The organism is Aquitalea denitrificans, assembly GCF_009856625.1.
Taxonomy (GTDB): domain Bacteria; phylum Pseudomonadota; class Gammaproteobacteria; order Burkholderiales; family Chromobacteriaceae; genus Aquitalea; species Aquitalea denitrificans.
Window position 1 is genome coordinate 1170236 of sequence record NZ_CP047241.1, and the last position, 14495, is coordinate 1184730.

At 60.3% G+C, this 14495-nt stretch carries 14 protein-coding genes and 4 tRNA genes; 5 read left to right on the plus strand and 13 right to left on the minus strand.

Annotation, left to right across the window (positions count from 1 at the left end; genetic code table 11):
• Nucleotides 1-176 precede the first annotated feature (176 nt).
• Nucleotides 177-785, minus strand: coding sequence for a response regulator transcription factor (locus tag GSR16_RS05345; RefSeq protein WP_159875496.1), 609 nt, complete (start codon nt 783-785; stop codon nt 177-179).
• Nucleotides 782-3427 carry a PAS domain S-box protein gene (locus GSR16_RS05350; RefSeq protein WP_159875497.1) on the minus strand — a complete coding sequence of 882 codons (2646 nt, stop codon included), beginning with the start codon at nt 3425-3427 and terminating at the stop codon, nt 782-784. Before GSR16_RS05350 ends, GSR16_RS05345 begins: the two co-directional genes overlap by 4 nt.
• A gap of 210 nt (nt 3428-3637) precedes the next feature.
• Here GSR16_RS05350 and GSR16_RS05355 point away from each other — a divergent pair, with 210 nt between their 5' ends.
• On the plus strand, nt 3638-4819 hold the full coding sequence (locus tag GSR16_RS05355; RefSeq protein WP_159875498.1) for an ABC transporter substrate-binding protein: 1182 nt from the start codon (nt 3638-3640) through the stop codon (nt 4817-4819).
• A gap of 5 nt (nt 4820-4824) precedes the next feature.
• On the opposite strand, the gene GSR16_RS05360 is transcribed toward GSR16_RS05355, so the two are convergent.
• Both GSR16_RS05360 and GSR16_RS05365 read right to left on the minus strand, forming a co-directional pair.
• A complete protein-coding gene (locus tag GSR16_RS05360) occupies nt 4825-5700 on the minus strand; it encodes a pirin family protein (RefSeq protein WP_159875499.1) in 876 nt (291 codons plus the stop codon).
• Between the two features lie 64 nt (nt 5701-5764).
• A complete protein-coding gene (locus GSR16_RS05365) occupies nt 5765-6619 on the minus strand; it encodes a pirin family protein (RefSeq protein ID WP_159875500.1) in 855 nt (284 codons plus the stop codon).
• A 128-nt stretch (nt 6620-6747) separates the two neighbouring features.
• On the opposite strand from GSR16_RS05365, the gene GSR16_RS05370 reads away from it, so the two are divergent.
• Nucleotides 6748-7668, plus strand: coding sequence for a LysR family transcriptional regulator (locus tag GSR16_RS05370; protein WP_159875501.1), 921 nt, complete (start codon nt 6748-6750; stop codon nt 7666-7668).
• 64 nt (nt 7669-7732) lie between these two features.
• Here GSR16_RS05370 and GSR16_RS05375 read toward each other — a convergent pair whose 3' ends face one another.
• The 5 genes from GSR16_RS05375 to GSR16_RS05395 form a co-directional block, all read right to left on the minus strand.
• Nucleotides 7733-8404 carry a GntR family transcriptional regulator gene (locus GSR16_RS05375; RefSeq protein WP_159875502.1) on the minus strand — a complete coding sequence of 224 codons (672 nt, stop codon included), beginning with the start codon at nt 8402-8404 and terminating at the stop codon, nt 7733-7735.
• Between the two features lie 165 nt (nt 8405-8569).
• Nucleotides 8570-8645 (minus strand) — tRNA-His (locus GSR16_RS05380).
• Between the two features lie 50 nt (nt 8646-8695).
• Nucleotides 8696-8771: transfer RNA gene (locus tag GSR16_RS05385), tRNA-His, on the minus strand.
• A 49-nt stretch (nt 8772-8820) separates the two neighbouring features.
• Nucleotides 8821-8897, minus strand: a tRNA-Arg gene (locus GSR16_RS05390).
• Between the two features lie 19 nt (nt 8898-8916).
• Nucleotides 8917-8993, minus strand: a tRNA-Pro gene (locus tag GSR16_RS05395).
• A 262-nt stretch (nt 8994-9255) separates the two neighbouring features.
• On the opposite strand from GSR16_RS05395, the gene folD reads away from it, so the two are divergent.
• The 3 genes from folD (at nt 9256) to GSR16_RS05410 (ending at nt 11741) form a co-directional block, all read left to right on the plus strand.
• Nucleotides 9256-10107 carry a bifunctional methylenetetrahydrofolate dehydrogenase/methenyltetrahydrofolate cyclohydrolase FolD gene (folD, locus tag GSR16_RS05400; protein ID WP_159875503.1) on the plus strand — a complete coding sequence of 284 codons (852 nt, stop codon included), beginning with the start codon at nt 9256-9258 and terminating at the stop codon, nt 10105-10107.
• A gap of 155 nt (nt 10108-10262) precedes the next feature.
• The gene (gene purU / locus GSR16_RS05405; protein WP_159875504.1) at nt 10263-11126 is read left to right on the plus strand and encodes a formyltetrahydrofolate deformylase; all 864 of its coding nucleotides are present in this window, start codon (nt 10263-10265) and stop codon (nt 11124-11126) included.
• Between the two features lie 9 nt (nt 11127-11135).
• On the plus strand, nt 11136-11741 hold the full coding sequence (locus tag GSR16_RS05410; protein WP_205677500.1) for a hypothetical protein: 606 nt from the start codon (nt 11136-11138) through the stop codon (nt 11739-11741).
• A gap of 73 nt (nt 11742-11814) precedes the next feature.
• On the opposite strand, the gene GSR16_RS05415 is transcribed toward GSR16_RS05410, so the two are convergent.
• The 4 genes from GSR16_RS05415 to GSR16_RS05430 all read right to left on the minus strand — a co-directional run bounded on the left by GSR16_RS05415 (nt 11815) and on the right by GSR16_RS05430 (nt 14473).
• On the minus strand, nt 11815-12162 hold the full coding sequence (locus GSR16_RS05415) for a thioredoxin family protein (RefSeq protein WP_159875505.1): 348 nt from the start codon (nt 12160-12162) through the stop codon (nt 11815-11817).
• 6 nt (nt 12163-12168) lie between these two features.
• Nucleotides 12169-12642 (minus strand): NUDIX hydrolase, encoded by a 474-nt coding sequence (locus GSR16_RS05420; RefSeq protein ID WP_159875506.1) that lies wholly within the window; start codon nt 12640-12642, stop codon nt 12169-12171.
• Nucleotides 12643-12813: 171 nt separating this feature from the next.
• A complete protein-coding gene (locus tag GSR16_RS05425; RefSeq protein WP_159875507.1) occupies nt 12814-13641 on the minus strand; it encodes an undecaprenyl-diphosphate phosphatase in 828 nt (275 codons plus the stop codon).
• 208 nt (nt 13642-13849) lie between these two features.
• The gene (locus GSR16_RS05430) at nt 13850-14473 is read right to left on the minus strand and encodes a YecA/YgfB family protein (RefSeq protein ID WP_159875508.1); all 624 of its coding nucleotides are present in this window, start codon (nt 14471-14473) and stop codon (nt 13850-13852) included.
• Between the last annotated feature and the right edge of the window lie 22 nt (nt 14474-14495).

Genomic DNA, 14495 nt, shown 5'->3' on the forward strand with positions numbered 1-14495 from the left:
GAGCCAGGCTCCGACGGAGGGTTAACTTTCACCCCATGTCAACGCCGTGCAAGCGCAGCCTGCATCCGCGGTCAAGGGTGCGGTCACAAGCAGGGTGAATTGACATATTACGCAATGGAAAGTGCTGTTTCCATTAGGGATTATCCTGATTCTGCAGGGCTTCCCCGGGGCAGGCACTAGCGGTTGGCCATCACCGCCTGTACCAGGTCGGCAATGGAGCGCACCTTCATCTTGTCCATCATCTTGCCGCGATGGGCTTCCACCGTCTTGATGCTGATGCCCAGCTCGTCGGCAATCACCTTGTTCATCTTGCCTTCCACCACCTTGTCCAGCACTTCGCGTTCGCGGATGGTGAGCGAGGCCAGGCATTCGGCCACGCGGTCGCGGGCGGCGCTGCTGACCTGCTGCTGCTGGCTCAGTGCCAGTGCACTGTCCACGGTATTGAGCAGGGCCTGCTGGTTGAACGGTTTTTCCAGAAAGTCGTGTGCGCCGCGCTTGACTGCCTGCACCGCCATCGGCACATCGCCATGGCCGGTGATAAAGATGACCGGCCAGGGATTATTGCGTGTACTCAGTTCGTCAAACAGTTCCAGCCCGCTCATGCCGGGCATGCGGATATCAACAATCAGGCAGCCGGCCCCGCGCGGCTGGAAGCTTTCCAGCAGGGCCTCGGCGCTGGCGTGGCAGGAGATGGCGTAATCATGGCTTTCCAGCAGGAAAACCAGCGAGTCACGGAATGCTTCGTCGTCATCGACGATGTGAACCTGGGGAGAGCTGGCACTCATGTTTCGGACACCGGTAGCGTGAATCGGAAAATACTACCACCACCGTGATTGTCTTCCACCCACAATTGGCCTTCGTGGAACTCGATGATGGTGCGGCAGATGTTCAGGCCCATGCCCATGCCCTCGGCCTTGGTGGTGAAGAAGGCATCGAACAGGCGTTCTTTCAGGTCTAGCGGCACGCCATGGCCGTGATCGCTGATGGCGACTTCGATACGGCGCGGGTTGAGCTGTCTTGCCTCTACGTGCAGCACGCGTTCGGCGGGCGGGCAATCCTGCATGGCTTCGATGCCGTTCTTGATCAGGTTGAGCAGCACCTGTTCCACCAGGATGGGGTCGACATAGAGCGCAGGCAGGTTTTGTTCCAGCCGGATGTCGATGGTGGCGGCCTGGCGGCGCGCTTCGATGTCGGCAATGGCCAGCGAGGCTTCGATGATGTCGGTGAGCTGGCAGGTTTTGCGGTCCGGTTCGCTTTGCTTGACGAATTCGCGGATGCGTCGCACCACGGTGCCGGCACGTTCGGCCTGGGCGGTAATCTTTTCCATCACCGGCAACAGTGCTTCCGGGGTGGCCTTGCCCTGGCGGATGCGTTCGATGCAGCCGGCCTGGTAGTTGGCAATGGCCGATAGCGGCTGGTTCAGTTCGTGCGCCAGGGTGGAGGCCATCTCGCCCATGGTGACCAGGCGCGAGGTGGATTGCAGTTGCTGCATCTGCTGCTGGTAGCGTTCTTCGGCATCATGCTGCTGGGTGGTGTCGGTGAGGATGGTCATGGACACGATGCGGCCATTCACCCAGCGTATGCTGCGCCGGCGCATGGAAATCCAGCGCGAGGGTGGGTCCATCCACACTTCCATGTCCACGTCGCGGGCGCTGCGCATCAGCTCCACCAGGCGCAAGTCGCAATAGCCCAGCTGGCTATCCGCCGGCTGATCCGGGGTAAACCATTGCTGGTAGCGCTGGTTGCAGAACAGCAGCTCCAGCGTGGCCGGGTCTACCACGGCGACGGCGGCATCCAGCCCTTCGATCACGGTGAGAAAACGGTCGTGTGAGGCTTCCAGCCGGCGTTGTGCTTCCAGTCGTTCGGTAATGTCGGTGAGTACTGCCATCCAGCCGGTATGGTGGCCGCGCGCGTCAATCAGTGGTGAGGCCAGAATGTGGGCATCGAACACCTCACCATTCTTGCGCTGCAGGATGGACTGGAAGCCCTCGGGCGGTGCATCGCCGGCCAGGGTATCGTCCAGGTCACGCCGATTGCCTTCTCCCTGCGGGCCTTGCCGCCAGTAGGGGTAGGGCGGGGCCAGGCCCAGCAGTTCCTGTTCGCTATAGCCGGTCAGCGCACAGAAAGAAGGGTTTACATAGGTAATACGCCCGTGCAGGTCGATGGCGCGAATGCCCACCACCAACGAGTCCTCCATCGCCTTGCGGAAGGCGGATTCCTGGCGCAGTGCCTGTTCGGCCTGTTTTTCGGCGGTGATGTCGCGGCCGGATACATAGGCCACGCCACTATCTGCCAGGGGGCTGAGTGCCCAGACGATCCAGCGGATTTCGCCACTGCGGGTGAGAATACGGGTCTGGACAAAGCGGTCGGCCCCGCCGGTATCGAACAGGCGCTCGAAGCTGTCGCGCGCACTTTCCCGCTCTTCCGGCAGCAGGTAGTTAAGGAAGGAGGTGCCCAACAGCTCGTCCGCGCTGTAGCCCAAGCCTTTTTCAAAGGCCGGATTCAGTTGCAGGATGGTGGTGTCGCGCCGTACCACGCCCAGCATTTCTTGCGACAGCCGGTATACCCGGTCGCGCTCGCGCTCGGCCTCCACCCGGCCGCGGATATGGCGGTTGAGGCTGAGCAGGCTGAGCAGGGTAAGCAGCACCATGCCGGCAATCAGTCCCAGCTGCAGCAGCCGGGCCTGGGTCATCGCGCCTTTTACCGGGCGGGCGGTAATCACCAGCCCGGTGCCGGGCAGTTCCAGTTTTTCTGCCACGCCGCTGCGCAGGCGGTTCTGGGCATTGTAGGCAATGGTGCTGCCATCGCGGGTTTGTAGTTCCAGCTGGTATTTTTCGCTGAACCAGGCCGGTGGCAGCCGTCTGACCACATTGTCGGCATCAAACATCGCCACCAGCATGCCGTTGAACTGGCCGTTCTGGTACAGCGGTATGTGCAGCTCGTAACGCCAGCTGCCATTGCTGCGCCGAAACGGTGCGCTGTAGGCAAAGCGCCCGTTTTGCTGGGCCAGCTTGAAGGCCTCCCTTGCCTGGATGTTGCCGCCGGGTGCCAGCGGGCCATCTTCATAGGGTGCGGTCCAGCGCAGGATGCCGTGGCTGTCGCTGCGCGCCAGCGCCAGCATTTCCGGGGTGTTGGCCAATAGCTGTGAGGCCTGGGTCTGGAAGCCGGCTTCGTCGGTTTCGCCGCTGCCCATGCTGCGGGCCAGGTCGGTCAGCTGGGCCAGATTGTCTTCCAGCTTCAGTTGCAGGGTTTGTTCTGCCCACAGGGCATCGCGGGCCAGATTGCTTTTTTGCTGCTCGGCTTCGCGTGCATCCAGTGTCCACAGCATTACGCCCATGGTGAGGAAGAACAGCACGATGGTGGTATTGGGAAACAGCTGATACCAGCCACTGCGTTTGCGGAACGCGTAAAAGCGGGGTGTGCGCATAGGGAGGCGGTGGGCAAGAGGTCGAAAAATCCGGTGGCATGCACTGGCCGGAATCATTTGCTCCAGTGTACGACAAGCCGGCTGGCCTGACTGTAAGGGTTGGCCCGCAGTTGTGGCCTGTGCTTGCGCAAATTCGCGTGCTACTTGAGTCCATGCCCTTGCCGGGGGTAATCTCGCGGCTGGTTCGGATCAGGCAGGAAGACAAGCAGCATGCGCAGCATCAGCATAATCGGCGGAGTATGGTTGGGCCTGGTGTGCAGCCTGGTGCTGGCCGCACCGCAACCCATTCGCATCGGCGTCCCCGGGGCTTTTACCGGCGGTTCTGCCCCGATGGGCCTGAGCATGCGTAACGGCATCCGATTGGCGACTGCCGAGATCAACAAGAGTGGCGGTGTACTGGGGCGGCCCATCGAACTGGTGGAGCGTGACGACGGCGGCATCCCGGCGCGTGGCATCAAGGTGGCGCAGCAATTGCTCACCCAGGACCGGGTGGTGGCGGTGGTGGGCTTCGTCAATACCGGGGTGGCGCTGGCGGCCAGCAAGAATTATCAGGACGCGCGGGTGCCGGTGATGCTGGCGGTGGCCACCGCCGCCATCCTGACCCGGCAGTTTCCGCTGCATGGCAACACCGACAATTATATTTTCCGGGTGGCGGCTGCAGACGACCTGCAAGCGCCCTTGATTGTGCGCGAGGCGGTACAGCGTTCCGGCTATCGCAAGCTGGCCATTTTTGCCGACAACACCAATTACGGCTATCAGGGCCTGATGGAGCTGGAACGTGCGCTGGGGCAGAACGGACTGAAGCCCAGCTATGTGGCGCGCTTCAACCTGCAGGAACGCGACATGGCCAATGCACTGCTGCAGGCACGCAATGCCGGCAGCCAGGCCATTCTCACCTATGCCATCGGCCCGGAGCTGGCCGAGCTGGCCAACACCATGACGCGCATGGACTGGAAGGTTCCCATCATCGGTAGCTGGACGCTGTCCATGTCCAATTTCATCGATAATGCCGGCCCCAATGGTGAGGGTGCGCGCATGGTGCAAAGTTATATTCCGGCCGAAGACGACACACCCAGACGGCGTGATTTTCTGGATGGCTACCAGTGGTTGTTCCACACCCGCCGCATTCCCTCACCGCCCTCGGCGGCACAAGGCTATGACGGCATGAAGCTGATGGCGGAAGCCATCCGCCAGGCCGGTTCGCTGGATGGCATTGCCATTGTGCGGGCGCTGGAAAACCTGCGTCAGCCGGTGGCCGGGGTGATCACCACCTACAAACAGCCATTCAGCCGCAACGACCACGAGGCGCTGGAGCTGAACGTGCCGGTAATCGGCAAGGTGGAGCGTGGCCGGGTGGTGTATGCCTACCCGGCCGACAAGTCACATCAGTAAGCGCTTCAGCCGCGCGTGGGTAGCGGGATGAATTCGGTTTCGCCGGGGACTGCCGGAAAACGACCTTGCTGCCAATCGTCCCTGGCCTGGCGGATGCGCTCCAGCCGGGTGGAGACGAAGTTCCAGTCCAGAATGCGGTGGGCATCCGGCGTCGGGCCGGCCAGCAAGGCCAGGCGGCTGGGCTCGCGGGCGGTAATGCGCAGCGGTGTGGCCGTGTCCGGCAACAGGCCCAGTTCTCCGCTGACCAGGTGTTCTCCGCCCAGGCTGAGGCTGCCGCTGGCCAGATAAATGCCACGCTCAGCAAAGCCTGTCGGTATTTCCAGCGTGGTACCGGCAGCCATCTCAACGACGGCATACAAGGCTTCACCAGGAAAGACAACCGGGGAGTTGCGCCCCCAGGCACTGCCCAGTACCAGCTGTATCCGGCTACCATCCTGTTGCCAGGTCGGCAGCTCATTGCTGCCATAGTGCATGAAGGCAGGTGCGCATTCTTCCAGCTCTACCGGCAGTGCCAGCCACAGTTGCAAGCCTTCTACTGCCATACCATTGCTGCGAATGTCATCCGGGATGCGTTCCGAGTGCACGATGCCGCGCCCGGCAAGCATCAGGTTGGCCGCGCCCGGCTCAATGCGCTGCACGCTGCCCAGACTGTCGCGGTGCATCAGTGCGCCACTGAACAGATAGGTGAGGGTGGCCAGTCCGATATGCGGGTGCGGACGGACGTCATTGTCACGCTCGGTCAGGTTGAAGTGTGCCGGCCCCATGTGGTCCAGAAAGATGAAAGGGCCGATATGGCGTGCGCTGCGACTGGGCAGCAGGCGGCGCACCGGAAAGCCGATATCGCTGATCTTGGCGCTGATGCGTTCGCTCCATGTATGCATGGTGATGGGCTCCTGCCGACAGGGCTGCCACCTTGAGGGTGACAGCCGCTGCCTGCGTGTTGGTTCAGAAACGTCCGTTGCGGAAATCGTCAGCCGCAGCTTCCAGTTCGGCACGGGTATTCATCACGAACGGCCCCCACTGGGCAATCGGCTCGTTCAAAGGTTTGCCGGCCACCAGCAGGAAGCGCGCTGGTGCGTCACTTGTCACGCGGATGCCACCGGCTGCAGCATCATTGGCCAGAATGGCCATCTGGCGCTGCTTGACCGCTTGTCCGTGACTGCCCGCTTCCAGCTCACCCTGATAAACATAGATGAATGCATTATGGCCTGCCGGGATGGCGATGAACTCCTCCTGTCCGGCAGCTAGATGCACGTCCAGATACAGTGGCTCGGTATCCAGACGCTGGATGGCAGCGGGCTGGCTATCCACGCAGCCGGCAATCAACCGTAGCAGGCTGCCGCTGGCCGTTTGCTGTTCCGGGATTTCGCCAGTCGGGATATCGCGATACCACGGTGCAATCATCTTGTTCTTGGCTGGCAGGTTCACCCACAGCTGGAAGCCATGCATCAGGCCATCCTGCTGTTCTGGCAGCTCCGAATGCACCAGGCCACGGCCTGCGGTCATCCACTGCACGCCGCCCGGGCCAAGCAAGCCTTCCTGGCCGGTGCTGTCGCGGTGGCGCATGCGGCCATCCAGCATGTAGGTGACAGTTTCGAAGCCGCGGTGCGGGTGGTCCGGGAAGCCGGCAATATAGTCGTCCGGATTATCGGAACGGAATTCGTCCAGCATCAGGAAAGGGTCGAGCCGGCGTTGCAGATCATGCGTGAGTACCCGTAGCAGGCGTACGCCAGCACCGTCTGATACCTCCATGCCATTGACAAGACGTTCTACTTCGCGGCTGATGGTGTGTTTGCTCATCGTGCATCTCCTTGCTTGGGCCGGCAGTGCTGGGTGCCCTGGCCGTTGAACATGGTTTGCATTATTGCAGTGGAAATTTGAATAAAAAAGCGCAAAAATTAGTAGTAATCAATCGGAAAATTAGATAAATGAAACAGGCCAGAACCACCTGGGAGCAATGGCAGGTTTTGCAGTGCATTGTCAGGGAGGGTGGCTTTGCCCAAGCGGCCGCCGTACTGCATCGCAGCCAGTCATCGGTCAGCTATGCAGTAGCCAGGCTGCAAGAGCAGCTCGGGGTAGAGCTGTTGCGACCGCAAGGGCGGCGCATGCAGCTGACGCCGGCGGGAGAGGTATTGCTGCGGGATGCACAGAATGTGCTGGCAGCTTCGCTGCGGCTGGAGGAAAAGGCGCGTTCCTTGCAGCAGGGCTGGGAGGCTGAAGTGCGGCTGGCTGTGGACAGCTTGTTTCCTACGCCGGCGCTGTTGCCTGCGCTGGGGCAGTTTGCCAGCCATTGCCCCAGCACCCGTCTGCAGATGCATGAGGTGGTGATGTCCGGGGCTGACGATGCTCTACATGGTCAGCAGGTGGAGCTGGCGGTGGCGGGACGGGTGCCACAGGGATTTCTGGGTGACTGGTTGCTGGAGGCGGAGTTTGTTGCCTGTGCCGCGCCACATCATCCCCTGCATGGCTTGGGCCGGCAGCTGGAGATGGAGGATTTGCAGCAGCATGTGCAGGTGGTGCTGCGTGATTCGGGTCAGCGACAGCCGCGCGATGAGGGCTGGCTGGGGGCGTGGCAGCGCTGGACTGTATCGCAGCCGGATACGGCCATTGCCGCGGTGGAGCAGGGCTTTGCTTTTGGCTGGCTGGCCTGGCACCGCATTGCCGCCGGCGTGGCCGCCGGGCGGTTGCAGCCATTGCCGTTGGCTCATGGTGGTTTGCGCAAGGCGGCGCTATATCTGATTCTGGCGGATCCGCCGGTTGCCGGACCGGCTACCCTGCAACTGGCTGATTGCCTGCGGGCAGAGGCAGAGCACTGGCGCAGCAGCTACCAGCCGTACCAAGGGGTTTAGCCCGTGCCATAAGCAAAACGACCAGCGCTGGGCTGGTCGTGGCGGGTGTGGTGTGTGGCCGGACTTAGTGGCCCTGCTGCCCCTGCAGGTAGTGCTCCAGTGCGTGGCCGGCAGACAGGATGTGGAAGCGGATGAACTCTGCGGCTTCCTCGGCTGCGCCTTGCTTGCACAGTTCCAGCAGCCGGGTGTGCTCCTCGTGGGCGCGCTCCATGGTGCGGGTAAACAGGATCTGCATGCGGGTGTAGCGGTCGGTCTTGTTGTGCAGCTGTTCGATCAGCGCCAGCGTGTTGGGGCGCTTGGCTGCGCGGTACAAGGCCAGGTGAAAGCGCGAGTTCAGCTCACCCCAGTGGCGCACGTCGTTCTTTTGCAGGGCTACTTCGAATTCATGCAGGGTCTGCTCGGCCAGGGCAATGTCGGCCGGGGTCTGACAGGGAATCGATGCCTTGAGCACCGATCCTTCCAGCATGGCGCGGATTTCCAGCAGTTCCAGCACGTCTTCCAGCGACAGCTTGGAAACCACGGCACCCTTGTGGTCGATGATCTGGATCAGCCCTTCGGCCTCCAGCTGGCGCAGGGCTTCGCGTACCGGCACGCGGCTGACACCGTATTCATTGGATAGCGCTTCTTGGCGCAATTGCTGTCCGTCGACGAATTCTCCGGAAAGCAGTCGCTGGCGAAGCGATTCGGTTACGGCACTGGTCAGCGTCTGGCGCTTGATCGGCTGCAGGGTAGTCATGGTTTTTAGGGTCTGTCAGTCAATCGGATAAATGCAAATGTATTCGATTATACGGTGCTTCCATTGTCAGACAAGAGGGCATTGCGAAGGTTTTTGTCGCAAAAGTGAAAGATTTTGCCATTGGAAAAGAAAAACCCGGTCGAAGCCGGGTTTTTCTTGCAAGACTGGGGTGGATGATGGGGCTCGAACCCACGACAACAGGAATCACAATCCTGGACTCTACCAACTGAGCTACATCCACCGCCGAAGCGGGTTGACCTGTCAGCCATGAGCTGACCGTCTGAAAGAGGGTGGGGTGGATGATGGGGCTCGAACCCACGACAACAGGAATCACAATCCTGGACTCTACCAACTGAGCTACATCCACCACAGGGTGCTGCATTCTACTACAACTGTTGCCAGTACTGCTTGAGCACTGGCGCGCCCGACAGGAATCGAACCTGTAACCCCCGGCTTAGAAGGCCGGTGCTCTATCCAGTTGAGCTACGGGCACACACGTATCGGGCTTTTTCTGGTCGGGGCGGCGGGATTCGAACTCGCGACCCCCTGATCCCAAATCAGGTGCGCTACCAGGCTGCGCTACGCCCCGACGACAGAGAACGCAAGTATACGGACAGGCCTGTTTTCTGTCAACACCATGTTGCAATCTTTTTTCGGGGTGCTGTCGGGCCGGCTATGGTGGAGCCGACATTCGGCTGTAACACTGGCATGACTAACTGCATGATATATAGATGCTTATTTTGCTAATTTTTCTTTACGTGAAATTATTCCTAATGTATTTTTGTGGTTTCGTAAAAAGCCAAAAAATGAGAAAATTGCCGCCTCTTTTCAAGTTCCATACGGAATCAGGCATGGCGGCGCAACTCATTGATGGTAAGGCAGTAGCAGAACAACTCATCGCCAAGGTAGGCGAAGGTGTAAAGCAGCGTGTGGCTGCAGGCAAGCGCGCACCGGCGTTGGCGGTCATCCTGGTCGGTAACGATCCGGCCTCCAGCGTTTATGTAGGCAGCAAGAAGCGCTCTTGCGAAAAGGCGGGCATCCGTTCGGTTGCCTACGATCTGCCGGCTGAAACCAGCCAGCAGGAATTGCTGGATATCATCGATACCCTGAATGCCGATGCCACCGTGGACGGCATCCTGGTTCAGCTGCCGCTGCCCAAGCAGATCGACCCGCAAGCCGTGATCGAGCGTATCGATCCCAAAAAGGACGTCGATGGCTTCCATCCCTACAATATGGGTCGTCTGGCCATCAAGATGCCGCTGCTGCGTCCGTGCACGCCGCGCGGTGTGATGACCCTGCTGGAAGAATACGGCATCGACCCCAAGGGCAAGAAAGCCGTGATCGTGGGTGCTTCCAATATCGTGGGTCGTCCGCAGGCGCTGGAAATGCTGCTGGCGCGTGCCACCGTTACCGTGTGCCACAGTGCTACGCAGGATCTGGCGCGCGAAGTGGGCGAGGCCGACATCGTGGTGGCTGCGGTGGGAATTCCCGGCTTTATCAAGGGCGAGTGGATCAAGCCCGGTGCGGTGGTGATTGATGTGGGCATCAATCGTCTGGATACCGGCAAGCTGGCCGGCGATGTGGAGTTTGCCGCTGCTGCCGAGCGCGCCAGTTTCATCACCCCGGTTCCGGGTGGTGTCGGTCCGATGACCGTGGCAACGCTGTTGCAGAATACGCTGGATTCGGCCAATCTGAACGCCTGATCCCGTTCACCGGCATACAGCGCCACAGGCTGCAGGGGCTTGCCCCTGTCGCGTGTGGCGTTTGTCATTGGCAGTGTGGGTACGGGCAGAACAGAATTGGCAAGTGACAGCCGCAAGGCTGCCGTTGATCATGTAAAGACAAAGAGACTGTAATAATGAGCAATTCCCCCCAGTCGGCCACGCTGTTGATCAGTGCACCGGACAAGAAGGGCCTGGTAGCGGCCCTGGCCAATTTCCTGATGACCTACAACGCCAACATCATGCACGCTGACCAGCATCAGGACGGCAGTGAAAACCTGTTCCTGATGCGCATCCAGTGGGATCTGGCCGGCTTTACCCTGCCGATGGACGCGTTTGCCGCCGCTTTTCAGCCGATTGCCTCCGAGCACAATATGAACTGGAAGGTCTCCCTGTCCAGCCGCAAGCCGCGCATGGCCATTTTTGTGTCCAAGTACGAACACTGCCTGGTGGATTTGCTGCACCGCTGGCGCATTGGCGAGCTTAACTGTGATATTCCGCTGGTGATTTCCAATCACGAAGATTGCCGCCGGCTGGTGGAATTCAACGGCATTCCTTTCCATGTGCTGCCGGTTACCCGCGACAACAAGGAGAACGCCGAGGCCGAGCAGTTCCGCCTGCTGGAAGAAGCCGGTGTCGATTTCATCGTGCTGGCGCGTTATATGCAGGTATTGTCCGGTGAGTTCGTCAAGCGTTATCCGGATCGCGTCATCAACATCCACCACAGCTTCCTGCCGGCATTCGATGGGGCCAAGCCGTATCACCGTGCCTTTGCCCGTGGCGTGAAGCTGATCGGTGCCACCAGCCATTACGTGACCGAGGATCTGGACGAAGGTCCGATCATCGAGCAGGAGGTCACCCGCATTTCGCATCGCGACGATGTGGAAGACCTGATCCAGAAAGGCCGCGATCTGGAAAAAGTGGTGCTGTCCCGTGCCGTGCGCTGGCATCTGGACGACCGCATCCTGTCTTACAGCAACAAGACCGTTGTCTTTGACTGAGCCGGCACCATGCACCGTCTGATTGATGACTTGCTGGGCCTGCTGCGTTTCCGGGTGGGGCCACTGGAGCAGTATCAGTATCCACGCTGGGTACCCGCACTGCTGCTTACCGTGCTTGGACTTGTCGCCAGTGGCGGCACCGGCGAGCTGGGTGGCAATATCGCTGGCCGCATGCTGTTCATGCTGCTGTTTACCTGGCTGGAAACCTTGTTGTTCACCCAGTTCATGACGGTATGGCTGCGGCTGGCCAAGTGGCAGCCGTCCGGTTCGCTGTTTGGCCTGATCGTGCTGTGCAACAGCCTGCAGTTTGTCGAGCCGCTGACCAGTTGGCTGCCGGATGACGTCGCGCTGGGGGCGGATCTGGCCCTGTCCTTGCTGACCATTGCCCTGATGGTCAACGGGCTGGCTCTTGTCTCCGGTGTGGGCCGCGTGCGGGTGCTACTGGGGGTGATGCTGTTTGCCCCGGTTGCCATGCTGACACTGGCCATGAACTTGCAATTGGCGGGCAGCATGGGTTGGGTGACCATTCCGCAAGACATGTTGGGTCCGGTCAGTGAGGCGACGGCACCTGCCAGCGATACCCCGGCTGTGAGCAAGGGCAATAGTGATTTGTAAGTAACTGTGTTGTCGTTGTCACAGAAAAGGGCTGCCTGCGGGCAGCCCTTTTCTGTTGCGGCAAGCGTCCTGCTCAGGGCTCTTCCTCCGCTGGGCTGGCCAGCAGCGTGCACAGGGCCTGTTGCACGCTCTGGCGTTGCATGGCACTGCGCAATTGGCCGTGATAGTGGCCGTCGACAAACAGCAACAGGGTAGGGAGATGAAAGATTTCGAAGGCATGGGCCAGTGCCATGCTTTGCTGTACATCAACATAGGCCAGTTGCTGCAGGCCGTCGGGCTGCCAATCCTGCAGCAGTTGCCGCCATGCGCGACAGGCTGAGCAACCGGGTTGGCCGAACAGGACCAGGGTATTGCCGGGCAGGGCGGCCAGCCGCTGGTAGAAACCAAACTCGTCCAGCAGCAGCCAGGGAGTACTGGCCATGATGGTTCAGTCTACCTTGGCGATGTAACGGGCCAGCCCCAGAATGGCACGCAAGGCCTGCCCCTTGGCCGTTTCCTCATTACGCAAGCGGGCGTAGCGCCGCAGGATGGCGCGGCTTTCCACAAACAGGTCGAGATCGGTTTCCGGCGAGGAAACCAGGGCAATACGCTCGATTTCACCTTGTGGCTTTGCCTGGCCCTGCGCAATGCACAGGTATACCTTGTGGGCATTGTGGGGGGTGATGTGGTCGAACAGGTAGAGCATGGAGTTGATGCGCAGCCCGGTTTCTTCCCGAATTTCGCGGATCAGGGCCTGGGAGCGCAATTCGCCCCGGTTGGCCTTGCCGCCAGGCAGGTTGTAGCGACTGCCACGTGCTGCGGTGACCAGCACACCATCCGGCAATTCGATAATGGCGGTGGCACGTCTTGCCAGATCAGCCGGCAGGCGTTGATCGGGCTTTTTGTCGTCCAGATTTCTCATGCGTCTCTATATAACAGATACGGGCCGCAAATGGCGGCCCAGTTCTGTTGGCTATTCTAATGTAAGCCTCCGGTAGCGACAAACAGTCAATGCTTCTTTATACCTGTAATGTCTTGATCCGTGGCATACATGCCTGACCGCAGCGTCAGGCGGAGTCAAGTTCACGGCGTGTCAAACCAGGCGGTAAACCAGTCCACCCAGGCCAAGCAGCAGGCAATACCAGCCAAAGGGGCGCAGCGATTCGATTTCGGTTTTCTTGAAATAACGCATGAGAAACCAGGTGCTCGCGTAGGCACACAGGCCGGCAACGGCACCGCAGGCAAGTAGCAGACCCCAGGGTTGGGCATGGCCGGCATGGGCCAGCTTGGGGATTTCCAGTATCCCGGCCGCCAGGATGATGGGGGTTGCCAGCAAGAAGGAAAAGCGGGCGGCAGAGGCATGATCCAGGCCATGCGCCAGTCCGCTGAGCAAGGTCACGCCAGAGCGGGAAATGCCCGGCAACAGCGCCAGTGCCTGACCGCTGCCGATCTTGATAGCGCCTGTAATGCTCAACTCATCCAGGCTCTTGTGTGCCCGACGCTGACCCAGACGCTCACCCCACAACAGCAGCAGGCCATTGATGCTGAGAAAAACCAGTACGGCAGTGGCGCTGCCAAACAGTACGCGCAGTTGTTTTTCCAGCAGCAGCCCCAGCAGGCCAGCAGGGATGGTACCGGCTAGCAGTCGCCACATCAGCCGTGCTTCCGGGTTGCTGCTGCCGCCTTTGGCGCGGATGAAGCCGGCAATCAACTGCAACCAGTCGCGATAGAAAAACAGTAGCAGGGCCAGGGCAGTCCCCAGATGCAGCATGACCATGAAGGGCAGAAAGTCCGGGTTGCTGCGATTGAGCGACCAGTGCAGCCAGTCCGGAATCAGGATGCCATGTCCCAGGCTGCTGACCGGAAACAGTTCGCTGATACCTTGGATAACCGCAAACAGCAGTGCTTCAACAGGATTCATCGTGACGGGGGCGGTGTGCGCAAAAAATGAAAACGCACAGTTTTATCATGCAAGGATGTCGTTTTGATGACGTGTCATGGATGGCTGCGGGGCTGGGTTTCGCTAACAAAACCTGGCAGGGCACCCAGGATTCGGTGCGCCGATGCCGACACTATCCACCGTAGGGCAAGCAGGCACCAGGCCACGGCAGGTATGTTGTCAGCAGCTTTCAGTGCTTGGGATCGAGCGCATCTTGCTCCAGCTCGGCTTCCATGGCGGCACGAATGCTGGCAAAGAACTGGTGGATTTCCTGCACGGCAGGGGAGATGGCGGCCAGCCATTGTTCGCGCTGGGTGGTATCACTGCTGTCGATGTAGGGGCGCATTTCCGGGTCGGGATGGCGTTCGAACGCCAGCGCCATGATGGCTTCCAGCGCGCCGGCATGCTCGGCATCGTCAAACAGCAGATTCCAGTCGTCCTGTAGCAGCTGCATGCCTTCGACAAAGCCTTCGGCCCAGTCATTGCCGTGCACCACGCCTTGTTCATCGACATCCAGCCAGGGTTGGAATTCTGCGCCCTGTTGCAGGGTGTGCGTGATGTCCAGCCAGTGGCCCATCAGCAGCGAGACAAATTTCTCCAGATCCTTTTCGCTGCGAAAGGCCTGCTCGTCGTCAAAGGCCTCGCCCAGGATCAGTGGCAGACATTCGGTGGGCCTGATGGCTTCCGGGCCGCACAGCAGGGCGGTGAAGAAACCGTCCAGCTTTTCCAGGTTCATGCACTGCAGGCTTTCAAAGCGTTGCAGGGTGGCAGACAGGCGCTGGTAGTCGGCCTCAGTCAGCGGAGCGTGTTTCATCAACAGTGGTCTTTCAGTGGTA

What these genes read in the sequence shown, in the direction of transcription:
- GSR16_RS05345 (WP_159875496.1), bottom strand. Translation starts at nt 785, where the DNA reads ATGAGTGCCAGCTCTCCCCAGGTTCACATCGTCGATGACGACGAAGCA.
- GSR16_RS05350 (WP_159875497.1), bottom strand. Translation starts at nt 3,427, where the DNA reads ATGCGCACACCCCGCTTTTACGCGTTCCGCAAACGCAGTGGCTGGTAT.
- GSR16_RS05355 (WP_159875498.1), top strand. Translation starts at nt 3,638, where the DNA reads ATGCGCAGCATCAGCATAATCGGCGGAGTATGGTTGGGCCTGGTGTGC.
- GSR16_RS05360 (WP_159875499.1), bottom strand. Translation starts at nt 5,700, where the DNA reads ATGCATACATGGAGCGAACGCATCAGCGCCAAGATCAGCGATATCGGC.
- GSR16_RS05365 (WP_159875500.1), bottom strand. Translation starts at nt 6,619, where the DNA reads ATGAGCAAACACACCATCAGCCGCGAAGTAGAACGTCTTGTCAATGGC.
- GSR16_RS05370 (WP_159875501.1), top strand. Translation starts at nt 6,748, where the DNA reads ATGAAACAGGCCAGAACCACCTGGGAGCAATGGCAGGTTTTGCAGTGC.
- GSR16_RS05375 (WP_159875502.1), bottom strand. Translation starts at nt 8,404, where the DNA reads ATGACTACCCTGCAGCCGATCAAGCGCCAGACGCTGACCAGTGCCGTA.
- folD (WP_159875503.1), top strand. Translation starts at nt 9,256, where the DNA reads ATGGCGGCGCAACTCATTGATGGTAAGGCAGTAGCAGAACAACTCATC.
- purU (WP_159875504.1), top strand. Translation starts at nt 10,263, where the DNA reads ATGAGCAATTCCCCCCAGTCGGCCACGCTGTTGATCAGTGCACCGGAC.
- GSR16_RS05410 (WP_205677500.1), top strand. Translation starts at nt 11,136, where the DNA reads ATGCACCGTCTGATTGATGACTTGCTGGGCCTGCTGCGTTTCCGGGTG.
- GSR16_RS05415 (WP_159875505.1), bottom strand. Translation starts at nt 12,162, where the DNA reads ATGGCCAGTACTCCCTGGCTGCTGCTGGACGAGTTTGGTTTCTACCAG.
- GSR16_RS05420 (WP_159875506.1), bottom strand. Translation starts at nt 12,642, where the DNA reads ATGAGAAATCTGGACGACAAAAAGCCCGATCAACGCCTGCCGGCTGAT.
- GSR16_RS05425 (WP_159875507.1), bottom strand. Translation starts at nt 13,641, where the DNA reads ATGAATCCTGTTGAAGCACTGCTGTTTGCGGTTATCCAAGGTATCAGC.
- GSR16_RS05430 (WP_159875508.1), bottom strand. Translation starts at nt 14,473, where the DNA reads ATGAAACACGCTCCGCTGACTGAGGCCGACTACCAGCGCCTGTCTGCC.